At 58.0% G+C, this 19,802-nt stretch carries 18 protein-coding genes; 13 read left to right on the top strand and 5 right to left on the bottom strand.

The window, feature by feature from the left end; all coding sequences use genetic code 11:
• Positions 1–4 precede the first annotated feature (4 nt).
• The gene (locus ACTJK5_RS05465) at positions 5–1,732 is read left to right on the top strand and encodes an ABC transporter ATP-binding protein (protein ID WP_440611964.1); all 1,728 of its coding nucleotides are present in this window, start codon (positions 5–7) and stop codon (positions 1,730–1,732) included.
• 28 nt (positions 1,733–1,760) lie between these two features.
• Here ACTJK5_RS05465 and ACTJK5_RS05460 read toward each other — a convergent pair whose 3' ends face one another.
• The 3 genes from ACTJK5_RS05460 to ACTJK5_RS05450 all read right to left on the bottom strand — a co-directional run bounded on the left by ACTJK5_RS05460 (position 1,761) and on the right by ACTJK5_RS05450 (position 3,865).
• Positions 1,761–2,693, bottom strand: coding sequence for a DMT family transporter (locus ACTJK5_RS05460; protein ID WP_062425357.1), 933 nt, complete (start codon positions 2,691–2,693; stop codon positions 1,761–1,763).
• 178 nt (positions 2,694–2,871) lie between these two features.
• Entirely contained in the window at positions 2,872–3,603 is a 732-nt protein-coding gene (locus ACTJK5_RS05455; protein ID WP_440611963.1) for an AraC family transcriptional regulator, read from the bottom strand.
• A gap of 79 nt (positions 3,604–3,682) precedes the next feature.
• Complete coding sequence (locus tag ACTJK5_RS05450; protein ID WP_062425355.1) at positions 3,683–3,865, bottom strand: hypothetical protein; 183 nt, start codon at positions 3,863–3,865, stop codon at positions 3,683–3,685.
• Positions 3,866–4,055: 190 nt separating this feature from the next.
• Here ACTJK5_RS05450 and ACTJK5_RS05445 point away from each other — a divergent pair, with 190 nt between their 5' ends.
• From ACTJK5_RS05445 to ACTJK5_RS05435, 3 genes are read left to right on the top strand one after another with little or no spacing between them, the layout of a single operon-like run.
• A complete protein-coding gene (locus tag ACTJK5_RS05445) occupies positions 4,056–4,640 on the top strand; it encodes an AAA family ATPase (protein ID WP_440611962.1) in 585 nt (194 codons plus the stop codon).
• A gap of 14 nt (positions 4,641–4,654) precedes the next feature.
• Positions 4,655–5,227, top strand: coding sequence for an AAA family ATPase (locus tag ACTJK5_RS05440; protein WP_440611961.1), 573 nt, complete (start codon positions 4,655–4,657; stop codon positions 5,225–5,227).
• Between the two features lie 9 nt (positions 5,228–5,236).
• The gene (locus ACTJK5_RS05435; protein ID WP_113274056.1) at positions 5,237–5,686 is read left to right on the top strand and encodes a type II toxin-antitoxin system RatA family toxin; all 450 of its coding nucleotides are present in this window, start codon (positions 5,237–5,239) and stop codon (positions 5,684–5,686) included.
• Here the strand turns inward: ACTJK5_RS05435 and ACTJK5_RS05430 are convergent.
• Positions 5,674–6,177, bottom strand: coding sequence for a CinA family protein (locus tag ACTJK5_RS05430; protein ID WP_440611960.1), 504 nt, complete (start codon positions 6,175–6,177; stop codon positions 5,674–5,676). The two genes, ACTJK5_RS05435 and ACTJK5_RS05430, sit on opposite strands and share 13 nt — an antisense overlap.
• The gene (locus ACTJK5_RS05425) at positions 6,174–7,361 is read right to left on the bottom strand and encodes a bifunctional 2-C-methyl-D-erythritol 4-phosphate cytidylyltransferase/2-C-methyl-D-erythritol 2,4-cyclodiphosphate synthase (RefSeq protein ID WP_113260624.1); all 1,188 of its coding nucleotides are present in this window, start codon (positions 7,359–7,361) and stop codon (positions 6,174–6,176) included. The genes ACTJK5_RS05430 and ACTJK5_RS05425 overlap by 4 nt, the downstream gene beginning before the upstream one ends.
• A gap of 254 nt (positions 7,362–7,615) precedes the next feature.
• Here ACTJK5_RS05425 and dusB point away from each other — a divergent pair, with 254 nt between their 5' ends.
• The 9 genes from dusB to ACTJK5_RS05380 all read left to right on the top strand — a co-directional run bounded on the left by dusB (position 7,616) and on the right by ACTJK5_RS05380 (position 19,791).
• Complete coding sequence (dusB, locus tag ACTJK5_RS05420) at positions 7,616–8,632, top strand: tRNA dihydrouridine synthase DusB (protein ID WP_113260623.1); 1,017 nt, start codon at positions 7,616–7,618, stop codon at positions 8,630–8,632.
• Positions 8,629–9,774 carry a two-component system sensor histidine kinase NtrB gene (locus ACTJK5_RS05415; RefSeq protein WP_062425348.1) on the top strand — a complete coding sequence of 382 codons (1,146 nt, stop codon included), beginning with the start codon at positions 8,629–8,631 and terminating at the stop codon, positions 9,772–9,774. The genes dusB and ACTJK5_RS05415 overlap by 4 nt, the downstream gene beginning before the upstream one ends.
• Positions 9,771–11,222 carry a nitrogen regulation protein NR(I) gene (ntrC, locus tag ACTJK5_RS05410; RefSeq protein WP_062425347.1) on the top strand — a complete coding sequence of 484 codons (1,452 nt, stop codon included), beginning with the start codon at positions 9,771–9,773 and terminating at the stop codon, positions 11,220–11,222. Before ACTJK5_RS05415 ends, ntrC begins: the two co-directional genes overlap by 4 nt.
• A gap of 148 nt (positions 11,223–11,370) precedes the next feature.
• The gene (locus ACTJK5_RS05405) at positions 11,371–13,635 is read left to right on the top strand and encodes a sensor histidine kinase NtrY-like (RefSeq protein ID WP_112358361.1); all 2,265 of its coding nucleotides are present in this window, start codon (positions 11,371–11,373) and stop codon (positions 13,633–13,635) included.
• On the top strand, positions 13,625–14,989 hold the full coding sequence (ntrX, locus tag ACTJK5_RS05400; RefSeq protein WP_062425345.1) for a nitrogen assimilation response regulator NtrX: 1,365 nt from the start codon (positions 13,625–13,627) through the stop codon (positions 14,987–14,989). The genes ACTJK5_RS05405 and ntrX overlap by 11 nt, the downstream gene beginning before the upstream one ends.
• 46 nt (positions 14,990–15,035) lie before the next feature.
• Complete coding sequence (trkA, locus tag ACTJK5_RS05395; RefSeq protein ID WP_062425344.1) at positions 15,036–16,412, top strand: Trk system potassium transporter TrkA; 1,377 nt, start codon at positions 15,036–15,038, stop codon at positions 16,410–16,412.
• 187 nt (positions 16,413–16,599) lie between these two features.
• The gene (gene hfq / locus ACTJK5_RS05390; RefSeq protein WP_027673217.1) at positions 16,600–16,842 is read left to right on the top strand and encodes an RNA chaperone Hfq; all 243 of its coding nucleotides are present in this window, start codon (positions 16,600–16,602) and stop codon (positions 16,840–16,842) included.
• Between the two features lie 198 nt (positions 16,843–17,040).
• Complete coding sequence (hflX, locus tag ACTJK5_RS05385) at positions 17,041–18,369, top strand: GTPase HflX (protein ID WP_062425343.1); 1,329 nt, start codon at positions 17,041–17,043, stop codon at positions 18,367–18,369.
• Between the two features lie 240 nt (positions 18,370–18,609).
• Complete coding sequence (locus ACTJK5_RS05380; RefSeq protein ID WP_313592109.1) at positions 18,610–19,791, top strand: GGDEF domain-containing protein; 1,182 nt, start codon at positions 18,610–18,612, stop codon at positions 19,789–19,791.
• Positions 19,792–19,802: the final 11 nt, after the last annotated feature.

Genomic DNA, 19,802 nt, shown 5'->3' with positions numbered 1-19,802 from the left:
GATCATGCTGCGCCGATTCTTTGCTTACTACCGCCCATATCGGGGGCTCTTCGTTCTCGACTTCTCCTGCGCCGTGCTCTCGGGTCTTCTCGAACTCGGTTTTCCCATGGCGGTGAAGCTTCTTGTCGATGTTCTTCTGCCGTCATCGAACTGGCCGGTCATCATGGCCGCATCCTTCGGCCTGCTGGTTATCTATGTCTTCAATACTGGCCTGATGGCGACCGTCACCTACTGGGGACACATGCTCGGCATCAATATCGAAACCGATATGCGCCGTGCCGCTTTCGACCATCTGCAGAAACTCTCTTTCCGCTTTTTCGATAATCAGAAGACCGGCCATCTTGTCGGCCGCCTGACCAAGGATCTGGAGGAGATAGGTGAGGTTGCGCATCACGGACCGGAAGATCTTTTCATCGCGATCATGACCTTCATCGGCGCTTTCCTGCTGATGCTTTGGGTCAATGTGCCTCTCGCGCTGATCACAGCTGTGATTGTGCCGCTGACGGCCTGGGTCACCAGCCGGTATGGCACGCGCATGACCAACAATTTCCGCTCGCTCTACAATCGCGTCGGCGCCTTCAATGCCCGCATCGAGGAGAATGTCGGCGGCATGCGGGTGGTCCAGGCTTTCGCCAATGAGGATCACGAACGCGCTTTGTTCGAAAAGGACAATCAGCGCTATCGCCGCACCAAGCTCGACGCCTACAAGATCATGACCGCCAGTACGTCGCTCAGCTATATGAGCATGCGCCTGACGCAGATGGTCATCATGATCTGCGGCGCCTGGCTCGTCCTTCATGGCGATCTGACCAATGGTGGCTTCGTCAGCTTCCTCTTGCTGGTCAACGTCTTCTTCCGCCCGATCGAAAAGATCAATTCCGTGATCGAAACCTACCCCAAGGGCATCGCCGGGTTCCGTCGTTTTACCGAGTTGATCGATACCGAGCCGGATATCGCCGACGCGCCGGATGCGATCACGGCTCCGTCGCTTCGTGGAGACATCGCCTACAGGAACGTCAGCTTTGGCTATGCCGACGGCAAGCGCGTCTTGTCCAACATTGATCTGACGATTGATGCCGGCGAAACCGTCGCCTTCGTCGGGCCTTCAGGGGCCGGAAAGACGACCCTTTGCTCGCTGCTACCGCGTTTCTACGAGGTCACGGACGGCGCCATTACCATCGACGGCATCGATATTCGCAACATGACGCTGGCATCGCTGCGCAGTCAGATCGGCATCGTGCAACAGGACGTCTTCATGTTCGGTGGTACCGTGCGGGAGAACATCGAGTACGGACGTCTTGGCGCAAGCGATGAGGATATCTGGATTGCAGCGATGCGCGCGCGGCTCGACCAGGTCATCGAAGCCATGCCAGACGGCATGGAGACGGTGATTGGCGAGCGTGGCGTCAAGCTCTCGGGTGGCCAGAAGCAGCGTCTCGCGATTGCCCGCATGTTCCTGAAGAACCCGCCAATCCTCATTCTCGATGAGGCGACATCCGCACTCGACACCGAAACCGAACGCGCCATTCAGCAATCGCTTGGTGAACTTGCCGAAGGCCGCACGACGCTCATCATCGCCCATCGTCTGGCAACCATCAGAGATGCGTCGCGCATTGTCGTAGTCGATGCCAACGGCATCGTCGAAAGCGGAAACCATCAGGAGCTTCTTGCCGCGAAAGGACCCTACAGCCGGCTCTATGAAGCACAGTTCGGCGCTGGCCTGATTGCGTGACAGTTCGAACTGGTTGAGGGCTGTGCCCTCAACCATGCACCTTACGCGGCCGATGCGCCTGCATGCACAGCAAAACGCTGAGAACAACAGAGACGATCGCGACGCTTTCGATCAGCGTCGGTCCACGGCCTTCCCATAGGAAGCCATAGAGCAGGGCAAACAGCGTTTCGAACAGGATCATCTGCCCGACCATCGTAAGTGGCAGGAGCCGGCTCATACGGTTCCAAAGCGCGTTGCCGAAGATCGACGCCGAAATGCCAAGACCGACGGCAACCATGGTAAACTGCATCCAGTCCGACGCGGGATGGGCAACACCGCCAAAGGCGAAAGCAGGGACAGCAAGAACAAGTGCAATGCCGCCTGTGACGACGCCGGTCATCAGGTTCCATTCATCCGCACTGACAGCATGCAAGCGAACGAGCCAACGCGCGTTGCCGACCGCAAATGCCGTCCACGATGCCAGCGCGCCGATGGCAGCTGCAAGCCCTATGAGCTTGCGCGCATCCATTGGTGTCCCGTCATGCATCAGCGACTGCCATGAGATGCCGATGATACCGACCGCGCCAAAGAAGAGGGATGGCCAGAGCCGCTTCAACGAGACGGCGCCATGGTCCATGCTGCCAATGATGGTGACGGCGACCGGCAGAAAGCCGATGATGATGGAGGTGAAGGCGACCCCACTCAATTGAACCGCGGTCGAGATGAACACATAGTAGAGCAAATTGCCAACAAGGCTAAGCCACAGGAGGGCTATCCACTCTGCACGGCCGAACTGCGCCGAGACACGTTTGATCTTCGGCGCAATCAGCACAAGCGCGATAACGCCAAAGGTCAGATAGCGGGCGGTGGAGAGTTGCAACGGTGTGAAGCCTGCCGGGATGAGCTTCGGTGCAAGAAAAATCCCGCCCCACAGCGCGCCCGCCAGCATTCCGTAAAATAGCCCCAACCCGGTCTTGTTCATGTCATGCCCTCACGTCTATGGCGCTCTACAGCATCGGCCTGAAAATCGGCATCGATTTTCGGAAAAGCACGATGCGTAGATTCAAAAAGATAGAGCGTCCTCGGCACGGCCAATAGGCCGCGTGGCGCTCTATGTGCCATGCGCAGGAAATGCCTGTCTTGACATAAACTCTTACGGTTCACGAAATGGCGTTGCGCCGATAGGCGGCAGGCGTGGTGCCAAGCGACTTCTTCATTGCGCGCGTCAAGGCCGTCTGATCGGAGAAGCCCGCCCGTGTCGCAATCTCGGCAATCGGTAAGGACGAGCCTGAAAGAAGCGCGCAGATTTTCTTCATCCGGATATCTGCGAGCAGAGCGTGCGGCCTGGCATCAAAGTAATCGAGAAACAGGGCGTGCAGACGGCTGGTGCTGATCTCCACCTCGGACGCCATGCGCTCCACCGTCCAGGGTTGAAACGGATCGATCTCGATCAATGCTTTGAGCGTCATCAGTCGAGATGCGACGTCGGCCCCTTCGTCCGTGAAGCTTCCGACCAGAAGCTCTGCCCACAGCCTCGTTGAGGATGCGTCATGTTCGCCATCGTGGATGGATCGTCGCATATGGCGCGCGATAGAAGACGATCGATTGGTGAGGTCGATGAACGGCCTGTTGCAGAATCTCTCCAGCGTCGCCTCTGGGACGTATCGCTCGTCGAGATCGACGATCAGGGAGCGGTTGTTGTCCGATGTGACGATACTGTGCTTGATATTGCCGGTAATCAGAACGGACTTGGAGGTCGAGAGGCGCTGCTGCAACCCGCCAACCTCAATGTCCATGCTGCCTTGCAGTGGCACGACGATCTGGACAAAGGCATGGCGTTCCTCTGGCCATTCCTTTGAATAGGAACGAAGATCGACAGATGCGGCTTGCATGGCGTTCTCCTTCCCTCAAACAAAAAAAGTGGCCTCGCGGCCACTTTCTAACATGAAGCATGAAGGACTGAACAGTAGTTCAGGCCTCGGTCTCCTGCTTCACCGTCGATTCGCCGCGCTTGCGCTTGCGCAGAACCGGCTTGTTCTCGCGCGCTTCACACTTTGCTACATCGATAAGGTAAGCCAATACCGGCATACTGTTCATCGAGGCGAGTTGCTTGGCGGATTCGAGAAGGTTGATGATGTTGGCAAAGTCGTCCATCGTATCTCTCGGCTGGACCCTAGGTCCTGTTTATGGTTGAAAAATGCGCCAGACACGAAACCGCGCCAAAAATGATCATCTTGGCTCGGTTGCATCTCATGGCTGCAAACAATCTTCTAATTTAATAGCAATCCACCCAGCAGGGTTGCAATAGCGATTTTCTAAGAACTGCTATGCAGGGGTGATGAGGATGATCATCGTCAATGACACTAAAGAAGCCGCTGAAATCATCAAGAACTCCCGCCGTCTTCTTGTCATGGGGTGCTCCGGCAACGGCAAAAGCACGCTGAGCAACCAGCTGTCCGAACGGCTCGGACTGCCACACATATCATGTGACCGCGACATCTTCTGGCTGCCGGGCTGGAAGCTGAGACCGAGGCCGGAGATTGTTGAGCGCATGACCGCCTTTGCAGCCGAAGACCGCTGGATTATCGATGGCAACAGCCCCGGCACGCTGCCTCTTCGCCTGCCGCGGACGGAGGCTGTCATCTGGTTGCGCTTTCCCCGCTGGATGTCTTTGACCAGCGTTGTGAAGCGCTGGCTTCGTTACCGTGGCAAAGTGCGACCGGACATGGCCGAAGGGTGCCCGGAAAAGATCGACGCGAAATTTCTCTCCTATATCTGGAATTTCGAAAAGGCTGAGTCGCCTGAGATCGTTCAGCATATCGAGGCTGCCCGGAGGGATTTACCGGTCATCATTCTCACAAGCTACCAGGATACGAATCGCCTGCTCAGTGATCTCGACTCGGCGATTGACGGTGAACTGAAGCGGTAGAGCGGGGGGCAGGGATGCCGAATTATATTTCTGATATCGTGGAGGCCGCGAGATTATTGGGACGTGCTTCCCGCGTGCTGGTGGTCGGCTCGTCCGGTGGCGGAAAGACAACGCTCTCGCGGCAGGTCGCGCATCACCTTCAAGCCGAATACTTCTCGATTGACCGAGATGTGCGCTGGCTACCAAATTGGACGCAACGCGAACAAGGAGAGCAGCATCGCATCATCCGAGATATCGTTGCTCATAATCGCTGGGTGTTGGACGGAAGCAATCCTTCCACCTTCGATATTCGCTTGCCCAGGACCGATGTCGTGATCTGGATGCGCCTTTCCCGCCTCACCTGTTTGGCCGGTATTGGGCGTCGTGTCATGCGCAACTATGGGCGCGTTCGACCAGATATGGCTGACGGTTGCGCTGAACCGTTGCCCAATCTCGAATTCCTGACCTATATCTGGACATTCGAGCAACGTCACGCACCGCTTTTCGAACGCAATTTCGATCTTTACGGTCCAGAGGTCCCGATATTTCAGGTGAAATCTCGACGTGAGGCGGACCGCCTCCTTGATCTTATGCGGAGTGCACATTAATTCCGGCTCATGCCGCAATTTGAAACACGCCGCCTTGTCAAACATTCTCCCGACCGGATGTACGATCTCGTCGCCGATGTGGAGAAATATCCGGAATTTCTGCCCCTTTGTGACGGGCTGACCGTGCGCTCCAAGAAAGAGCGTGACGGCAAGACGCTGCTGGTGGCGGATATGACGGTTGGCTACAAGGCCATCCGCGAGACCTTCACCACGCAGGTACTTTTGAAGCCGGAAGAACGTGCTATCGATGTCAAATACCTCGACGGGCCGTTCCGCTATCTGGACAATCGTTGGCGCTTCGAGCCGACCGATGATGACGGATGCTCGGTCTATTTCTTCATCGACTACGAGTTCAAGAACCGACTTCTCGGCGCTTTGATGGGGTCGATGTTCGATCGTGCGTTCCGTATGTTCGCCGAAGCTTTCGAAGCCCGCGCCGACCGTATCTATGCGGAATGAGATAGCTCCAAAACCATCTCTAAAGCCGTTTTGACGGTTGAAAGACGGACCTGATCGCGGCCAATATTGCCGTAACGCATTTCACGATGAATGAGCCTGCCATCGCGGCTCTTTGCTGCCAGATGCACCAGGCCAACCGGTTTTGCGGCAGAGCCGCCACCGGGGCCAGCAATGCCCGTGACCGCGACGGAGACATGTGCACGGGAGCGAAATAGCGCGCCATGCGCCATCTGGAGCGCAGTTTCTCTGGAGACCGCGCCATAGGCTTTCAAGGTCGGCTCCAAGACGCCCAGCATGTCCATCTTCGCCTCGTTCGTGTAAGTGACGAAGCCGCGGTCGACGACGGCCGAGGAGCCGGAGATCTCGGTGAGGGCACCAGCGATCAAACCGCCTGTGCAACTCTCCGCGGTCGATATCATCTGTCCTGCCTCGGAGAAGCCTGCGATGATGTGACGGGCCTGTTCCTCGATATCCGCTGGGAAGATGCTCATACCGGCCTCTGCTGATAAACCACCGTCGCAGTCGCGATCGCTGCAATACCTTCACGCCGCCCAACAAAGCCGATCATCTCGTTGGTGGTTGCCTTGACTGAGCAACGGTCGAGCGAGATCCCGAGAATCTCTGCCAGGTTCTCGCGCATGGCCTGGCGATGCGGTCCGATGCGTGGCGCTTCCGCAATCAGCGACACATCCGCATTCATGATCGTGCCGCCATTGCCGCGCACGACCTTTGCCGCGTGTTCGAGGAAAATCCGCGAGGCGGCACCCTTCCATTGCGGATCCGATGGCGGAAAATGATCGCCGATATCGCCGGCTCCACACGTGGCGAGCAGGGCATCGGTCAGCGCATGAAGCGCCACATCCGCATCGGAATGGCCCTTGAGCTTTTGATCATGGGCAATGAAGATGCCGCAAAGGATGACACCGTCGCCCTCTTCCAACTGATGGACATCATATCCATTGCCGGTCCGCACATCCGGAAGTGCGGCAGAGAGTTTTTCGTCAGCCATGGCAACATCCCGCTTCAAGGTTAGTTTGACATTATCGACAGATCCTTCGACGAGGCTGACGGGCAGTCCGGCCCATTCCGCAATCGAGGCGTCGTCAGTGAAATCGTCCCGGCCCGATGAGGCCGCATCACGGTGCGCTGCAAGGATAGCGCTGTATTGGAAGGCCTGTGGGGTCTGGGCGGCAAACAGGCCGCTGCGGGATACGGTCTCCCGCACCAGAGATGCCTCGCCGCGCTTCAACGTGTCTGTGACCGCAAGGGCCGGCAGCACCGCATCGGCTCCGCTCTCGAGACGCGCAGCTACCCGTTCCAGAAGGTCGGCATCGATGAAGGGTCGGACTGCGTCATGGATCATCACATGCGTGACGTCATCTGCGCCAAGCGCTTCGAGCCCTGCAAGAACCGATTGCTGGCGGGTTGCACCGCCGGTGACAACGAGCATCCGTTCAGGCGCAGACAGACGAGCCGCGATCGGCTCATAGAGAGCAACATCATCGCGGTGAATGACGACGGCTATCTTTGCGGCTTTCTGCCAGCCAAGGAACGTCCTCAGCGTGTGCTCGATAACGGGTTTGCCGCCGATCAACCGATACTGTTTTGGACCCTCTTCCGGTGAGCCTGCGCGTTCCCCGCGACCTGCTGCGACAATGACGACACCGATTTTCATATTGGATTTCCGCATTTCCCCTATGCCGCATGTGCTGCTGTTGCAAATTGACATGCGTGATCTAACGTTTCAAAAGCCGAATGACCAGCCGTGATTGGCACCTGCCATGAGCTGAAATTCGCCTATTGCTTTGTCATTTGAACATGGCTTGCTCTTACGCAATGAAGTTTCATGAAAAAACACGCAAAAAAGCAGCGTGGGTGCTTGGCAAGTGCGAAAACGCTGTCTAAAAATAATGCAACTTTTCTATCTGCATGAAAGATCGCCAATTGCATCTCCCGGCGCTATCAGACTCATTTCAGATCGGTGGTGTGGCTGTTCGTAACCGGGCGGTGCTTGCCCCTATGTCCGGGGTAACCGATCTTCCTTTCCGTCAGCTCGCCTGGCGCTTTGGTGCAGGCCTCGTTGTGACCGAGATGGTCGCAAGCCGTGAGCTTGTCGCAAACAAGGGCGAGTCCTGGGCTCGTCTCAAGAATGCGGGCATGACGCCGCATATGGTTCAGCTTGCCGGACGCGAAGCCCACTGGATGGCCGAGGCTGCAAAAATCGCCGCCGATAACGGCGCCGATATCATCGACATCAATATGGGGTGTCCAGCAAAGAAGGTAACCGGCGGCTATTCCGGCTCCGCACTGATGCGCGATCCCGATCATGCTCTAACCCTCATCGAAGCCACCGTGAAGGCGGTCGATGTTCCGGTTACGGTGAAGATGCGGTTGGGTTGGGACGCAAACTCCCTGAATGCTCCGGAAATTGCGGCGCGGGCTGAAGCCGCAGGTGTAGAGCTGATCACCATCCACGGTCGCACGCGCATGCAGTTTTACGAAGGCAAGGCGGATTGGGACGCAATCCGCGCAGTCCGCGACGCCATTTCCATACCGCTGATCGCCAATGGTGATGTGGAAACGCAAAGCGATGTCGCCGAGATATTGCGCCGCTCGGGTGCCGATGCGGTGATGGTGGGACGTGGGGCGCAGGGGCAGCCCTGGTTGCCGGCTGTTCTTGCCGGTCACGCAGCACCTGCGCGGCAAGAGATCGCCAATATCGCGGTTGAGCATTACGAGATGATGCTTGACTTTTACGGTCTGGAGGCAGGCCTGCGTCATGCGCGCAAGCATCTCGGCTGGTATCTCGATCGCTTCGCTCCCTCGACCACGGTGGAGGAGAAGGTGCAAATCATGACATCAAAGAACACCAACGAAGTCATCGCTGTGATGCGCGGCGCACTTGAACGCGGCGCAAATGAAGATGCTTCAAGGAAGGCCGCATGAGCGCTGGAAATTCCTCTGCGCCGGGGGGCAACGCCTTGGCAATGGCCGTTCTGAACGCCGTCCAGAACCCCGTCATTCTGGTGGATGCCGAAGGCTTCGTTGCTTTCGCCAACTGGGAGGCTGAGGCCTTCTTCGGTGCCAGTGCCGCCCATCTGGCGCGCTATCGGATTTCCACCTTCATTCCTTTTGGCAGCCCGCTTTTGGCATTGATCGATCAGGTCCGAGAACGCCGCGCTCCCGTCAATGAGTATCGTGTCGATCTGTCCTCCCCACGCCTTGGCCAGGACAAGCTCGTCGATCTGTATGTCGCTCCTGTTGTCAGCGAGCCGGGCTCGGTCGTCGTTGTGTTCCAGGAACGGTCGATGGCGGACAAAATCGACCGTCAATTGACCCATCGCGCGGCGGCGCGCTCCGTCACGGGCCTTGCGTCGATGCTGGCGCACGAAATCAAAAATCCGCTGTCCGGCATCAGAGGTGCGGCACAGCTGCTCGAATCATCGGTTCCGGATGAGGACAGAGCGCTGACCCGCCTGATCTGCGACGAAACCGATCGCATCGTTTCTCTGGTCGACCGCATGGAGATTTTTTCCGACGAGCGTCCAGTGGACCGCTTTCCGGTCAACATCCACTCGGTCCTCGACCACGTCAAAGCCGTTGCAAAGGCCGGCTTCGCACGCAACATCAAGATCACCGAAAACTACGATCCGTCCCTGCCGCCGGTCTATGCCAACCGCGATCAGCTGGTGCAGGTCTTCCTCAATCTGGTGAAGAATGCGGCCGAAGCAGTCGGCAACCAGACGGACGGCGAGATTATTCTGACCACAGCCTATCGTCCGGGCATTCGCCTATCAGTGGCGGGCAGCCGCGAGCGCATCTCTCTGCCGCTCGAATTCTGCGTCCACGATAATGGCCCGGGCGTACCATCCGATCTTCTGCCGCATCTCTTCGATCCCTTCATCACCACCAAGACCAATGGCTCCGGCCTGGGGCTGGCGCTGGTGGCAAAGCTGATCGGCGCGCATGGCGGCATCGTTGAGTGCGACAGCCAGAACCATCGCACAACATTTCGCGTCCTGATGCCGGTTTCGCCTGAAGTTGCACCGGACGACAGCATTATACCGAACACAGGGTCCAATCCATGACAGCAACGATTCTCGTGGCCGATGATGATGCGGCTATCCGCACCGTTCTGAACCAGGCGCTGAGCCGCGCCGGTTACGATGTGCGCATCACGTCCAATGCTGCAACGCTGTGGCGCTGGGTCTCGGCGGGTGAGGGTGACCTCGTCATCACCGATGTGGTCATGCCGGATGAGAACGCCTTCGATCTCCTGCCAAGGATCAAGAAGGCTCGTCCCGAGCTTCCGGTTCTCGTGATGAGCGCGCAGAACACCTTCATGACCGCCATAAAGGCGTCGGAAAAGGGCGCTTACGACTACCTGCCCAAGCCCTTCGATCTGACGGAATTGATCGCCATCATCGGTCGCGCTCTGTCGGAGCCGAAGCGCAAGCCTGCCAAGCTCGATGACGACATGCAGGATGGCATGCCGCTCGTCGGTCGATCCGCAGCAATGCAGGAGATTTACCGCGTGTTGGCGCGTCTCATGCAGACCGACCTGACGCTGATGATCACGGGCGAGTCTGGTACCGGCAAGGAACTCGTGGCGCGTGCGCTGCACGACTATGGCAAGCGCCGCAACGGTCCCTTCGTTGCCATCAACATGGCCGCCATTCCACGTGATCTGATCGAATCGGAACTTTTCGGCCACGAGAAGGGGGCCTTCACAGGCGCACAGAACCGCTCGACCGGCCGTTTCGAACAGGCAGAAGGCGGCACGCTGTTCCTTGACGAAATCGGCGACATGCCGATGGATGCACAGACCCGTTTGCTGCGCGTCCTGCAGCAGGGCGAATACACGACTGTGGGCGGCCGCACGCCGATCCGCACCGATGTCCGCATCGTCGCTGCGACGAACAAGGATTTGAAGCAGTCGATCAATCAGGGTCTTTTCCGCGAAGACCTCTACTACCGTTTGAACGTCGTTCCACTGCGCCTGCCACCGCTTCGTGACCGCGCCGAGGACATTCCCGATCTCGTCCGTCACTTCATCCAGACGGGTGAGAAGGAGGGTCTTGAGGGCAAGCGCTTCGAGGGTGAGGCGCTGGAACTGATGAAGGCCTACGCCTGGCCGGGCAACGTCCGCGAACTTGAGAACCTGATCCGCCGCCTGATGGCGCTTTATCCACAGGAAGTCATTACCCGCGAGATCATCGAGCAGGAACTCCAGTCGGATGTTCCAGACAGCCCGATCGACCGCACGACCGTTCGCAGCGGTAACCTGACGATCTCGCAGGCGGTGGAAGAGAATATGCGGGAGTATTTCTCGAGCTTCGGCGAGAACCTGCCGCCACCCGGCCTCTATGATCGCGTACTTCACGAAATGGAGTATCCGTTGATCCTTGCAGCATTGACCGCCACGCGCGGCAATCAGATCAAGGCGGCAGATCTGCTCGGCCTCAATCGTAATACGCTTAGGAAAAAGATCCGCGAACTCGGCGTTTCCGTGTATCGCAGCTCTCGTACCACCTGAGGATATTGACAATACGACGATCGTCGTTGCATTTTCGCCACAAACTGTTGCTTGAAAAACACTGTGACGTCATAGATTCGCAATCCGCGACGAATGACGTTTGGCTGTGGCGTCTCTGCCTATCATGGCGGCTTGGGAATGATGATCGATGCGTAAACCTGTCGTCGAAGGAAAAGCCGACGAGCAAGCGGCGGGCATGTTGATTGCCGACCGCCGCATGTCGTTTGCGCTGCCAGGTCTCGTTCTCGCCGGCGTAGCGCTGATCTGCGCCATCGTCACGCTGATCGTGCTGCTGGGGCTGACGCCGATCGCGCCGACCTCCAACGTCGTCATCGCTTCGGTGGTCATCAATTCCATCTTCGTCATCGGCTTGATGTATCTCATCGGCCGGGAAATCAGCCGGCTGTTGAAGGCACGCCGCAAGGGAAGGGCTGCGGCTCGCCTGCATGTGCGCATTGTCGTGCTGTTTTCGATCGTCGCGATCACGCCGGCTGTTCTCGTGGCGATTTTTGCCAGTTTGACGCTGAATGTCGGACTGGACCGCTGGTTCGCACTGCGTACCCAGGCGATCGTTGATTCCTCCAGCAATATCGCCCAGGCCTATATGCTGGAAAATGCCGGTTATTTGCAGGGTCAGACGCTCTCCATGGCGACCGACCTCGACCGCAACCGCGCGCTCTTCTATCTCGACCGCACTGGATTCGTCGATCTGATGACGCGCCAGGCCAAAGGTCGTGGCATGCTTGGCGCCTTCCTCGTCCAGGCGGATGGTGACGCGGTCGTGCAGGCCGATATCGCCACGGAACGCCCTCTACCGGCAATCCCGGCAGATGCACTTGAAAAGGCCGCAGCAGGCCAGCCAACGCTCATTCCCCCAGGTGTGACCAACCTTGTGGGCGCCATCATCAAGCTGGAGGGCATCGGCGGAACGTTCCTCTATACGGTGCGCGCCGTCGATCCCAAGGTCATGTCGGCCATGCGGCTGATGGAGGAGAACCGCGCGGAATACAAGGCAATGGAATCCGGTCGTGCGCCGCTTCAGATCGCCTTTGCCATTCTCTATCTCGGCTTTGCGCTGATCGTGCTTCTCGCCGCAATCTGGACGGCGATCGCGGTCGCCGACCGTATCGTTCGCCCGATCCGTCTTCTGATCAGCGCCGCCGACAGTGTCGCAACCGGCAACCTGCATGTGCTGGTACCGGTGCGCGCCATCGATGGCGACGTCGGTCGTCTGTCGCGAACCTTTAACAAGATGATTTCGGAAATCCGCAGCCAGCAGGAAGAGATCATCGAGGCGAAGGACGATATCGATGATCGCCGTCGCTTTATCGAAGCGGTGCTCTCCGGCGTCACGGCCGCCGTCATCGGCGTCGATGAGAGCCGAGTGATCACCATCGTCAATCCGTCGGCAGAAGAGTTTCTCGCTCTTCCTTCCTCCGAACTCGTCGGTTCGCCGCTCTCCGTGGCAGCACCCGAGATCGAGCATGTGCTGGCGGAAGCGTCGGCATCCGGTCGCGCAGATTTTCGTCAGCAGATCAACATCATGCGTCGCGGCAAGGAGCGCACCTTGAGCGTTCAGGTCACGCGTGAGGATGCCCGCGATGGCCGCGAGTCCCATGTCATCACTTTGGACGATATCACCGATCTCGTCATTGCCCAGCGCTCGACCGCCTGGTCGGATGTGGCACGACGTATTGCGCACGAGATCAAGAACCCTCTGACGCCGATCCAGCTCTCGGCAGAGCGCCTCAAGCGCCGCTTCGGCAAGCAGATCGATGACAGCGATCGCGCGGTTTTCGATCAGTGTACTGACACCATCGTTCGTCAGGTCGGCGATATTGGCCGTATGGTGGATGAGTTTTCCGCCTTCGCCCGCATGCCGAAGCCGACCAAGGAGCGCTCCGACCTGCGCACCGTCCTCAAAGATGCCACCTTCCTCAGAGAGATGGGTGCAAGCCATGTGAGCTTCAAAACCGAGCTTGGCGATAGGCCGCTGGAAGGCATGTTCGATGCCCGCATGCTCGGCCAGGCATTCGGTAACCTTATCAAGAACGCCACGGAGGCAATCGAGTCGGTCGATCCTGCCGAAGGTCGCGAGGGCCGTATCCTGGTCCGTGCGGATTTTGACGAATCAAACAACCGGTTCGTGGTGGATGTCATCGACAATGGCAGAGGTCTGCCGGTCGAAAACCGTCACCGCATCCTCGAGCCCTACATGACGATGCGAGATAAGGGCACTGGGCTTGGTCTCGCCATCGTCAAGAAGATCATTGAAGAACACGGCGGTCATCTCGAGTTGCATGATGCACCCGCCGATTTCGATCATGGCCACGGTGCCATGATCAGGGTGCTGCTACCGCGTGTTGAGGTCGTCGGCAGCGAAACTGACAAGGAAGTTGCATATGGCATCTGATATTCTGGTCGTCGACGACGAGGCCGACATCCGTGAGATCGTTGCGGGCATTCTGTCTGATGAGGGTCACGAAACCCGCATGGCGCATGACAGCGACAGCGCGCTCGCTGCCATTTCGGAGCGCGTGCCGCGGCTGATCTTTCTCGATATCTGGATGCAGGGAAGCAAGCTGGATGGTCTGGCGCTTCTCGATGAAATCAAGAACCGTCACCCTGACTTGCCGGTCGTGATGATTTCCGGTCACGGCAACATCGAGACCGCGGTCAATGCCATCAAGCGCGGCGCCTTCGACTTCATCGAAAAGCCGTTCAAGGCCGACCGTCTCATTCTGATTGCCGAACGTGCGCTGGAAAACTCTAAGCTGAAGCGCGAGGTTCAGGAGCTGAAGAAGCGGACTGGCGATGCTGTTGAGCTCATCGGCGCGTCTCTCGCCGTTTCGCAGCTTCGTCAGACGATTGATCGCGTAGCACCGACCAACAGCCGCATCATGATCCTTGGCCCCTCCGGCTCCGGCAAGGAGCTTGTGGCGCGTATGATTCACAAGAAGTCGTCGCGCGCTACCGGGCCTTTCGTTGCGCTGAATGCGGCTACGATTACACCGGAACGCATGGAGATCGCGCTTTTCGGCACCGAGGGGCTACCGGGGCAACCACGCAAGGTCGGTGCGCTGGAAGAGGCGCATCGCGGCGTTCTTTATCTCGATGAAGTCGGCGAAATGCCGCGCGAGACGCAGAACAAGATCCTGCGCGTGCTTGTCGACCAGCAGTTCGAGCGTGTGGGCGGCGGCAAGCGGGTCAAGGTCGATGTCCGCATCATCTCCTCCACGGCGCTCAATCTTGAGAACCTGATTTCCGAGGGGCTGTTTCGCGAGGATCTCTACCACCGTCTCGCCGTTGTCCCGGTCAAGGTTCCCGCACTGTCCGAGCGCCGAGAGGATATTCCCTTCTTGGTAGACATGTTCATCCGCCAGATTTCGGAACAGGCTGGCATTCGTCCGCGCAAGATCGGCGATGACGCCATGGCCGTGCTGCAGACGCATGATTGGCCGGGCAACATCCGCCAGCTTCGCAACAACATCGAACGCTTGATGATCCTGACCCGTCCGGAAGGCGGCGACACGTCCATTACCGCCGACATGCTGCCCTCCGATATTGGCGACATGCTGCCGAAGATTGCCGCACAGGGCGATCAACACATCATGACACTTCCGCTTCGCGAGGCGCGCGAAATGTTCGAGCGCGATTATCTCGTGGCACAGATCAACCGCTTCGGCGGCAATATCTCCCGCACGGCTGAATTCGTCGGCATGGAACGCTCCGCGCTCCACCGCAAGCTCAAATCTCTCGGCGTCTGATGGGCATGTGCTCGGCAGGGTTTAGAAATAGGCTCGGAGAGGGCGCATGAGGGTTATCATTTGTGGCGCGGGGCAGGTGGGTTACGGCATTGCCGAACAGCTGTCGCGCGAAGACAATGAGGTTTCGGTCATCGATACCTCAGCAGCCCTGATTTCGGCGATCACCGAAACGCTCGACGTGCGCGGCTATGTCGGCCACGGCTCGCACCCGGACGTGCTGGCAAAGGCTGGTGCCGATCAGGCCGACATGATCATTGCCGTCACGCTCTATGACGAGATCAACATCGTTGCCTGCGAGGTGGCGCATGCCCTGTTCAGCGTGCCCACCAAGATTGCCCGCATCCGCGATCAAAGCTATCTGGCGCCCGAATATGGTGACCTGTTCAGCCGCGAGAACATGTCGATCGATGTGACGATCTCTCCAGAGATCGAGGTCGGCAAGATGGTGCTTCGTCGCATTGCATTCCCGGGCGCTACCGATGTGGTGCGCTTTGCCGATGACAATGTCTCGATGCTGGCGATCGAGTGCATGGAGGACTGCCCGGTCGTCAACACGCCGCTGCAGCAGTTGAGCCAGCTCTTTCCTGATCTGGTGGCGACTGTGGTCGGTGTTTTCCGCAACGGTCACCTGAAGTCGGTCGATTCCTCCGAACAATTGCGGACCGGCGACCTTGCCTATGTCATCTGTCAACGCCAGCACGCCCGCCGCACGCTTGGACTTTTCGGCCACGTGGAGAAAGAGGCGAGCCGTATCGTGATCGCCGGCGGCGGCAATATCGGCCAGTATGTCGCGCGTTCCATCGAGGAATTGCAGCCGAAGACCCGGGTCAAGATCATCGAGTTCGATCGCGACAAGGCGATTGCGGCCTCGGAGAACCTGAATTCCACGATCGTGCTGCACGGGTCGGTTCTCGACCAGAAAATTCTTCACCAGGCCGACATCCAGGACGCTGACCTGATTGTGACGCTGACCAACAACGATCAGACCAATATTCTGGGCGCGGTGATGGCAAAGCAGATGGGCTGCAAGTCGAACCTAGCTTTGCTAAATGCCACGTCCTTCCACGATGCGGCAAAATCGCTGGCACTGGACGCCTATATCAACCCGCGGGCCGTGACGATTTCACGCGTGTTGCAGCATGTGCGCAAGGGCCGCATTCGCTCCGTCTATGCGGTGCAGCGCGGCAATGGCGAAATCATCGAGGCGGAAGCGCTGGAGACCTCTCCGCTCGTCGGCCAAGCGCTTCGCGAAATCGATCTTCCCGAGGGGATCCGCATCGGCGCGGTCTATCGCGACAAGACCGTTTTGCGCCCGGATGGCAATATGAAGATCAAGGCGAAGGACCGGGTCATTCTCTTCGCGTCGGCAGATTCCGTGCGCGATGTGGAACAACTTTTCAGGGTGTCGTTGCAATATTTCTAATTTATCGACAAACGCACTATGTCGGCAGGCCGCCAAAAAGTAGCATGAGTTTTTCGACATTGCGGAACAGAGCGTGATTTGATACCAGAGTTTCACCCATTGGCAGGGGGCACGGCCAGCGGGATTGCATTATTGATAGTTTGATTTCCCGGTCTCCCATCCGGGCAAAAAAGAAAGAAGCGGCGCCATGGCGGAACGTTCTCAAAACCTACAGGATCTCTTTCTAAACACCGTTCGTAAGCAGAAGATTTCGTTGACGATTTTCCTCATCAACGGCGTTAAGCTGACCGGTGTCGTCACGTCTTTCGACAACTTCTGCGTGCTTCTGCGCCGCGATGGACATTCGCAGCTCGTCTACAAGCATGCGATCTCTACCATCATGCCTGGCCAGCCCATGCAGATGTTCGAGACCGAAGAAGGCGCGGCCTGATTCACCGCTTCTGAGACAGACCCAATCTCCCGGTCCTGCAGCGATCGACAACGGAACTCACGATCGAGCTCCGTTGTTTTTGTCGTGTAGCTGCCTATATTTTAAACTGGCACCAGCAATTGAAAGGGCCAGCACATTTCTACACGCGATACGTCGAACGAATCCATCATTCCCGAGCTCGAAAAGCGGCGCGACGACATGCGCGCGGTCGTCCTCGTCCCGCAGCTGAAGCAGCAGCGTGACCATCGCGAGGCGACAGCGACAGCGCCTCTGCGGTCGATGGAGGCCAAGCTCGAAGAAGCCAAAGGTCTGGCTCTCGCCATTGACCTCACCGTCACACAAGGCCTGATCGTCCCCGTCAGCCAGCCGCGTCCAGCGACCCTATTCGGCACTGGTAAGATCGAAGAGATCGGTCATCTGCTTGATGAAACGGATGCGGGTCTCGTGATCGTCGATCACCCTTTGACGCCGGTTCAGCAACGCAATCTTGAAAAGCAGTGGAACTCCAAGGTCATCGACCGGACCGGTCTTATCCTTGAGATCTTCGGACGCCGTGCCTCCACAAAGGAAGGCACACTGCAGGTCGATCTTGCCCATCTCAATTACCAGAAAGGCCGCCTCGTCAGAAGCTGGACCCACCTTGAGCGTCAGCGCGGTGGTGCGGGCTTCATGGGTGGTCCGGGTGAAACGCAGATCGAAGCGGATAGACGTCTTCTCCAAGACCGTATCGTGCGTCTCGAGCGTGAACTGGAGCAGGTGGTGCGGACCCGCCAACTCCACCGCGCCAAACGCCGTAAGGTGCCCCATCCGATCGTAGCGCTGGTTGGCTACACCAACGCCGGTAAATCGACGCTGTTTAACCGGATTACCGGTGCGGGCGTGCTGGCAGAAGACATGCTGTTTGCCACGCTCGATCCCACGCTTCGCCGTATGAAGCTGCCGCATGGGCGCACGGTTATCCTCTCTGACACGGTCGGTTTCATCTCCGATCTGCCGACCCACCTGGTCGCCGCCTTCCGCGCGACACTGGAAGAGGTGCTGGAAGCCGATCTCGTTTTGCATGTGCGCGATATGTCGGATCCCGATAACGCCGCACAGGCAGGTGACGTCATGCGCATTCTTGGCGATCTTGGCATTGACGAAAAGGTTGCCGAGGAACGGATCATCGAGGTCTGGAATAAGGTGGACCGGCTGGAGCCGGAAGCCCATGACGCCATCATGCAGAAGGCCGAGGGAAGGGCGAATGTCCGCGCTGTCTCTGCACTGACAGGCGAGGGTGTCGATGCATTGATGGACGATGTTTCTGTTCGTCTGTCGGGCGTCCTGACGGAAACCACAATCGTGTTGAGCGTCGATCAGCTGCAGCTGCTCTCATGGGTTTACGACAATGCCATCGTCGATGGCCGCGAAGACCGCGAAGACGGTTCGGTTGCGCTCGACATTCGGCTTTCGGGAGAGCAGGGGGCAGCCCTTGAGCGGAAGCTCGGTCTCGGTGCCAAGACGCAATCGGAAGACTGGGAGCGGTGACGGCGATATTCGCTGAAACCGTTCCAACAAAGTGTGACGCCAATATGCGATGGGGGAGCAGGGCGAAACAACAACTTGAAGCGTGGACGTGAACATGAAAGATCGCGGCACGTTTTAGAATCGATAGCAGCATCGCATATCAACTATGTCCTCAGCCACGGTCGCGTTTTGCGAGGCCTTAAGGTTGGGAATGTCCATTAGCTGATAGTCGCGTGGCGAATATGATGTGAGCGGATATTGATGTTGCCGGAATTAGATCTTCCAACTGTCCTCATTCTCCACAAGCTTTCATTTGTCGTTGCTGGTCTCTGCTTCATCTACGTTCGCTCTCAATCCCGCGAAAGCGTTGGTCTTGGCCTTTTGGCGGTGGGCTTCTTTCTTGTTGCGCTGGCGTCGATCCTTGTTGGGGCTGGATCGCTTTTGCAGGCGCGCGCTTATGTTTTCGCAATGGCGGGAATGCTTGCAGGCCTTGTCGGATATGCCGTCTTCTGGCTTGGCATGTGCCGCATCAGCAGACAGAGGAAAAGAAATCGCGAATGGCTGGTTCTGGTTCTGCCGGTCGTCATCTGCCTGTTGATAATCGCCGCAGGCCTCTATGATTTGCCACGTAGCAGAACGATCGCGTTCCAGACTACGGCCGCAGCCTTGCTTTTCGCCTCTGCACTTACGGTTCGTGCCGACAACCTTACAGAGCCGCTCCCCGTTAGAAAGCCCCTGGCGATGTCGATCCTCATCGCCGCTGTTCTTACACTGCTCGTAGCGGTCGGGATCGCCTTTCCTCTGAAAGCGATGAACATTGCAAGAAACGCATTTTTCGCCTCCATCATTTGCCATTTCGCCATTGCGTTCTTCGTCATGGCACTCGTGAAAGAACGAACCGAAGAGCGGCTGAGAGGTCTGGTCGGGCTTGACGTTCTGACGGGCGTGCCGAACCGGCACTCTTTCCGTTCGCGGCTTCCAGAGACCATTCGCTATGGCGATGCCATCGTGATGATCGACATCGACCACTTCAAGCGGATCAATGATACATTCGGCCATCTCGCCGGCGATGAGATTCTGGCGCGCGTGGCAAGAGAACTCTTCACCCGTATCCGCCCGGTGGACAGCTTTGCCCGCTTTGGCGGTGAGGAGTTCATCCTTTATCAGCCGGATATTGGCAAGGAAGAGGCGCTGGCGTTTGCTGACTCGCTCCAGAAGGTCGTAAGCTCGATCACGCACGTGATGGACGATCAAACCGTGACGGCGACGTTAAGCATGGGCATCGCGGTGGGCGATGAGAAGACAAGCACCGCAATGTCGCTTCTCAAGAAGGCAGACATGGCGCTTTACGCATCGAAGGCCGCCGGCCGTAACTGTTTGACGCTCTATCGCGCCGAAGACTTCGTCAACGAGCAGTTTATGCGGAGAAACAACGACACCTGACGCGCCAGTCC

This window comes from Agrobacterium sp. 22094 (assembly GCF_052046015.1).
GTDB classification, from domain to species: Bacteria; Pseudomonadota; Alphaproteobacteria; order Rhizobiales; family Rhizobiaceae; genus Agrobacterium; species Agrobacterium cavarae.
Note: the sequence above shows the minus strand (reverse complement) of the source record. Positions and strands in the feature narration are given on the sequence as shown.

Excerpts from the sequence above, each read along its gene's own strand:
- ACTJK5_RS05465 (WP_440611964.1), top strand. The coding sequence starts at position 5 with ATGCTGCGCCGATTCTTTGCTTACTACCGCCCATATCGGGGGCTCTTC.
- ACTJK5_RS05460 (WP_062425357.1), bottom strand. The coding sequence starts at position 2,693 with ATGAACAAGACCGGGTTGGGGCTATTTTACGGAATGCTGGCGGGCGCG.
- ACTJK5_RS05455 (WP_440611963.1), bottom strand. The coding sequence starts at position 3,603 with ATGCAAGCCGCATCTGTCGATCTTCGTTCCTATTCAAAGGAATGGCCA.
- ACTJK5_RS05450 (WP_062425355.1), bottom strand. The coding sequence starts at position 3,865 with ATGGACGACTTTGCCAACATCATCAACCTTCTCGAATCCGCCAAGCAA.
- ACTJK5_RS05445 (WP_440611962.1), top strand. The coding sequence starts at position 4,056 with ATGATCATCGTCAATGACACTAAAGAAGCCGCTGAAATCATCAAGAAC.
- ACTJK5_RS05440 (WP_440611961.1), top strand. The coding sequence starts at position 4,655 with ATGCCGAATTATATTTCTGATATCGTGGAGGCCGCGAGATTATTGGGA.
- ACTJK5_RS05435 (WP_113274056.1), top strand. The coding sequence starts at position 5,237 with ATGCCGCAATTTGAAACACGCCGCCTTGTCAAACATTCTCCCGACCGG.
- ACTJK5_RS05430 (WP_440611960.1), bottom strand. The coding sequence starts at position 6,177 with ATGAGCATCTTCCCAGCGGATATCGAGGAACAGGCCCGTCACATCATC.
- ACTJK5_RS05425 (WP_113260624.1), bottom strand. The coding sequence starts at position 7,361 with ATGAAAATCGGTGTCGTCATTGTCGCAGCAGGTCGCGGGGAACGCGCA.
- dusB (WP_113260623.1), top strand. The coding sequence starts at position 7,616 with ATGAAAGATCGCCAATTGCATCTCCCGGCGCTATCAGACTCATTTCAG.
- ACTJK5_RS05415 (WP_062425348.1), top strand. The coding sequence starts at position 8,629 with ATGAGCGCTGGAAATTCCTCTGCGCCGGGGGGCAACGCCTTGGCAATG.
- ntrC (WP_062425347.1), top strand. The coding sequence starts at position 9,771 with ATGACAGCAACGATTCTCGTGGCCGATGATGATGCGGCTATCCGCACC.
- ACTJK5_RS05405 (WP_112358361.1), top strand. The coding sequence starts at position 11,371 with ATGCGTAAACCTGTCGTCGAAGGAAAAGCCGACGAGCAAGCGGCGGGC.
- ntrX (WP_062425345.1), top strand. The coding sequence starts at position 13,625 with ATGGCATCTGATATTCTGGTCGTCGACGACGAGGCCGACATCCGTGAG.
- trkA (WP_062425344.1), top strand. The coding sequence starts at position 15,036 with ATGAGGGTTATCATTTGTGGCGCGGGGCAGGTGGGTTACGGCATTGCC.
- hfq (WP_027673217.1), top strand. The coding sequence starts at position 16,600 with ATGGCGGAACGTTCTCAAAACCTACAGGATCTCTTTCTAAACACCGTT.
- hflX (WP_062425343.1), top strand. The coding sequence starts at position 17,041 with ATGCGCGCGGTCGTCCTCGTCCCGCAGCTGAAGCAGCAGCGTGACCAT.
- ACTJK5_RS05380 (WP_313592109.1), top strand. The coding sequence starts at position 18,610 with ATGTTGCCGGAATTAGATCTTCCAACTGTCCTCATTCTCCACAAGCTT.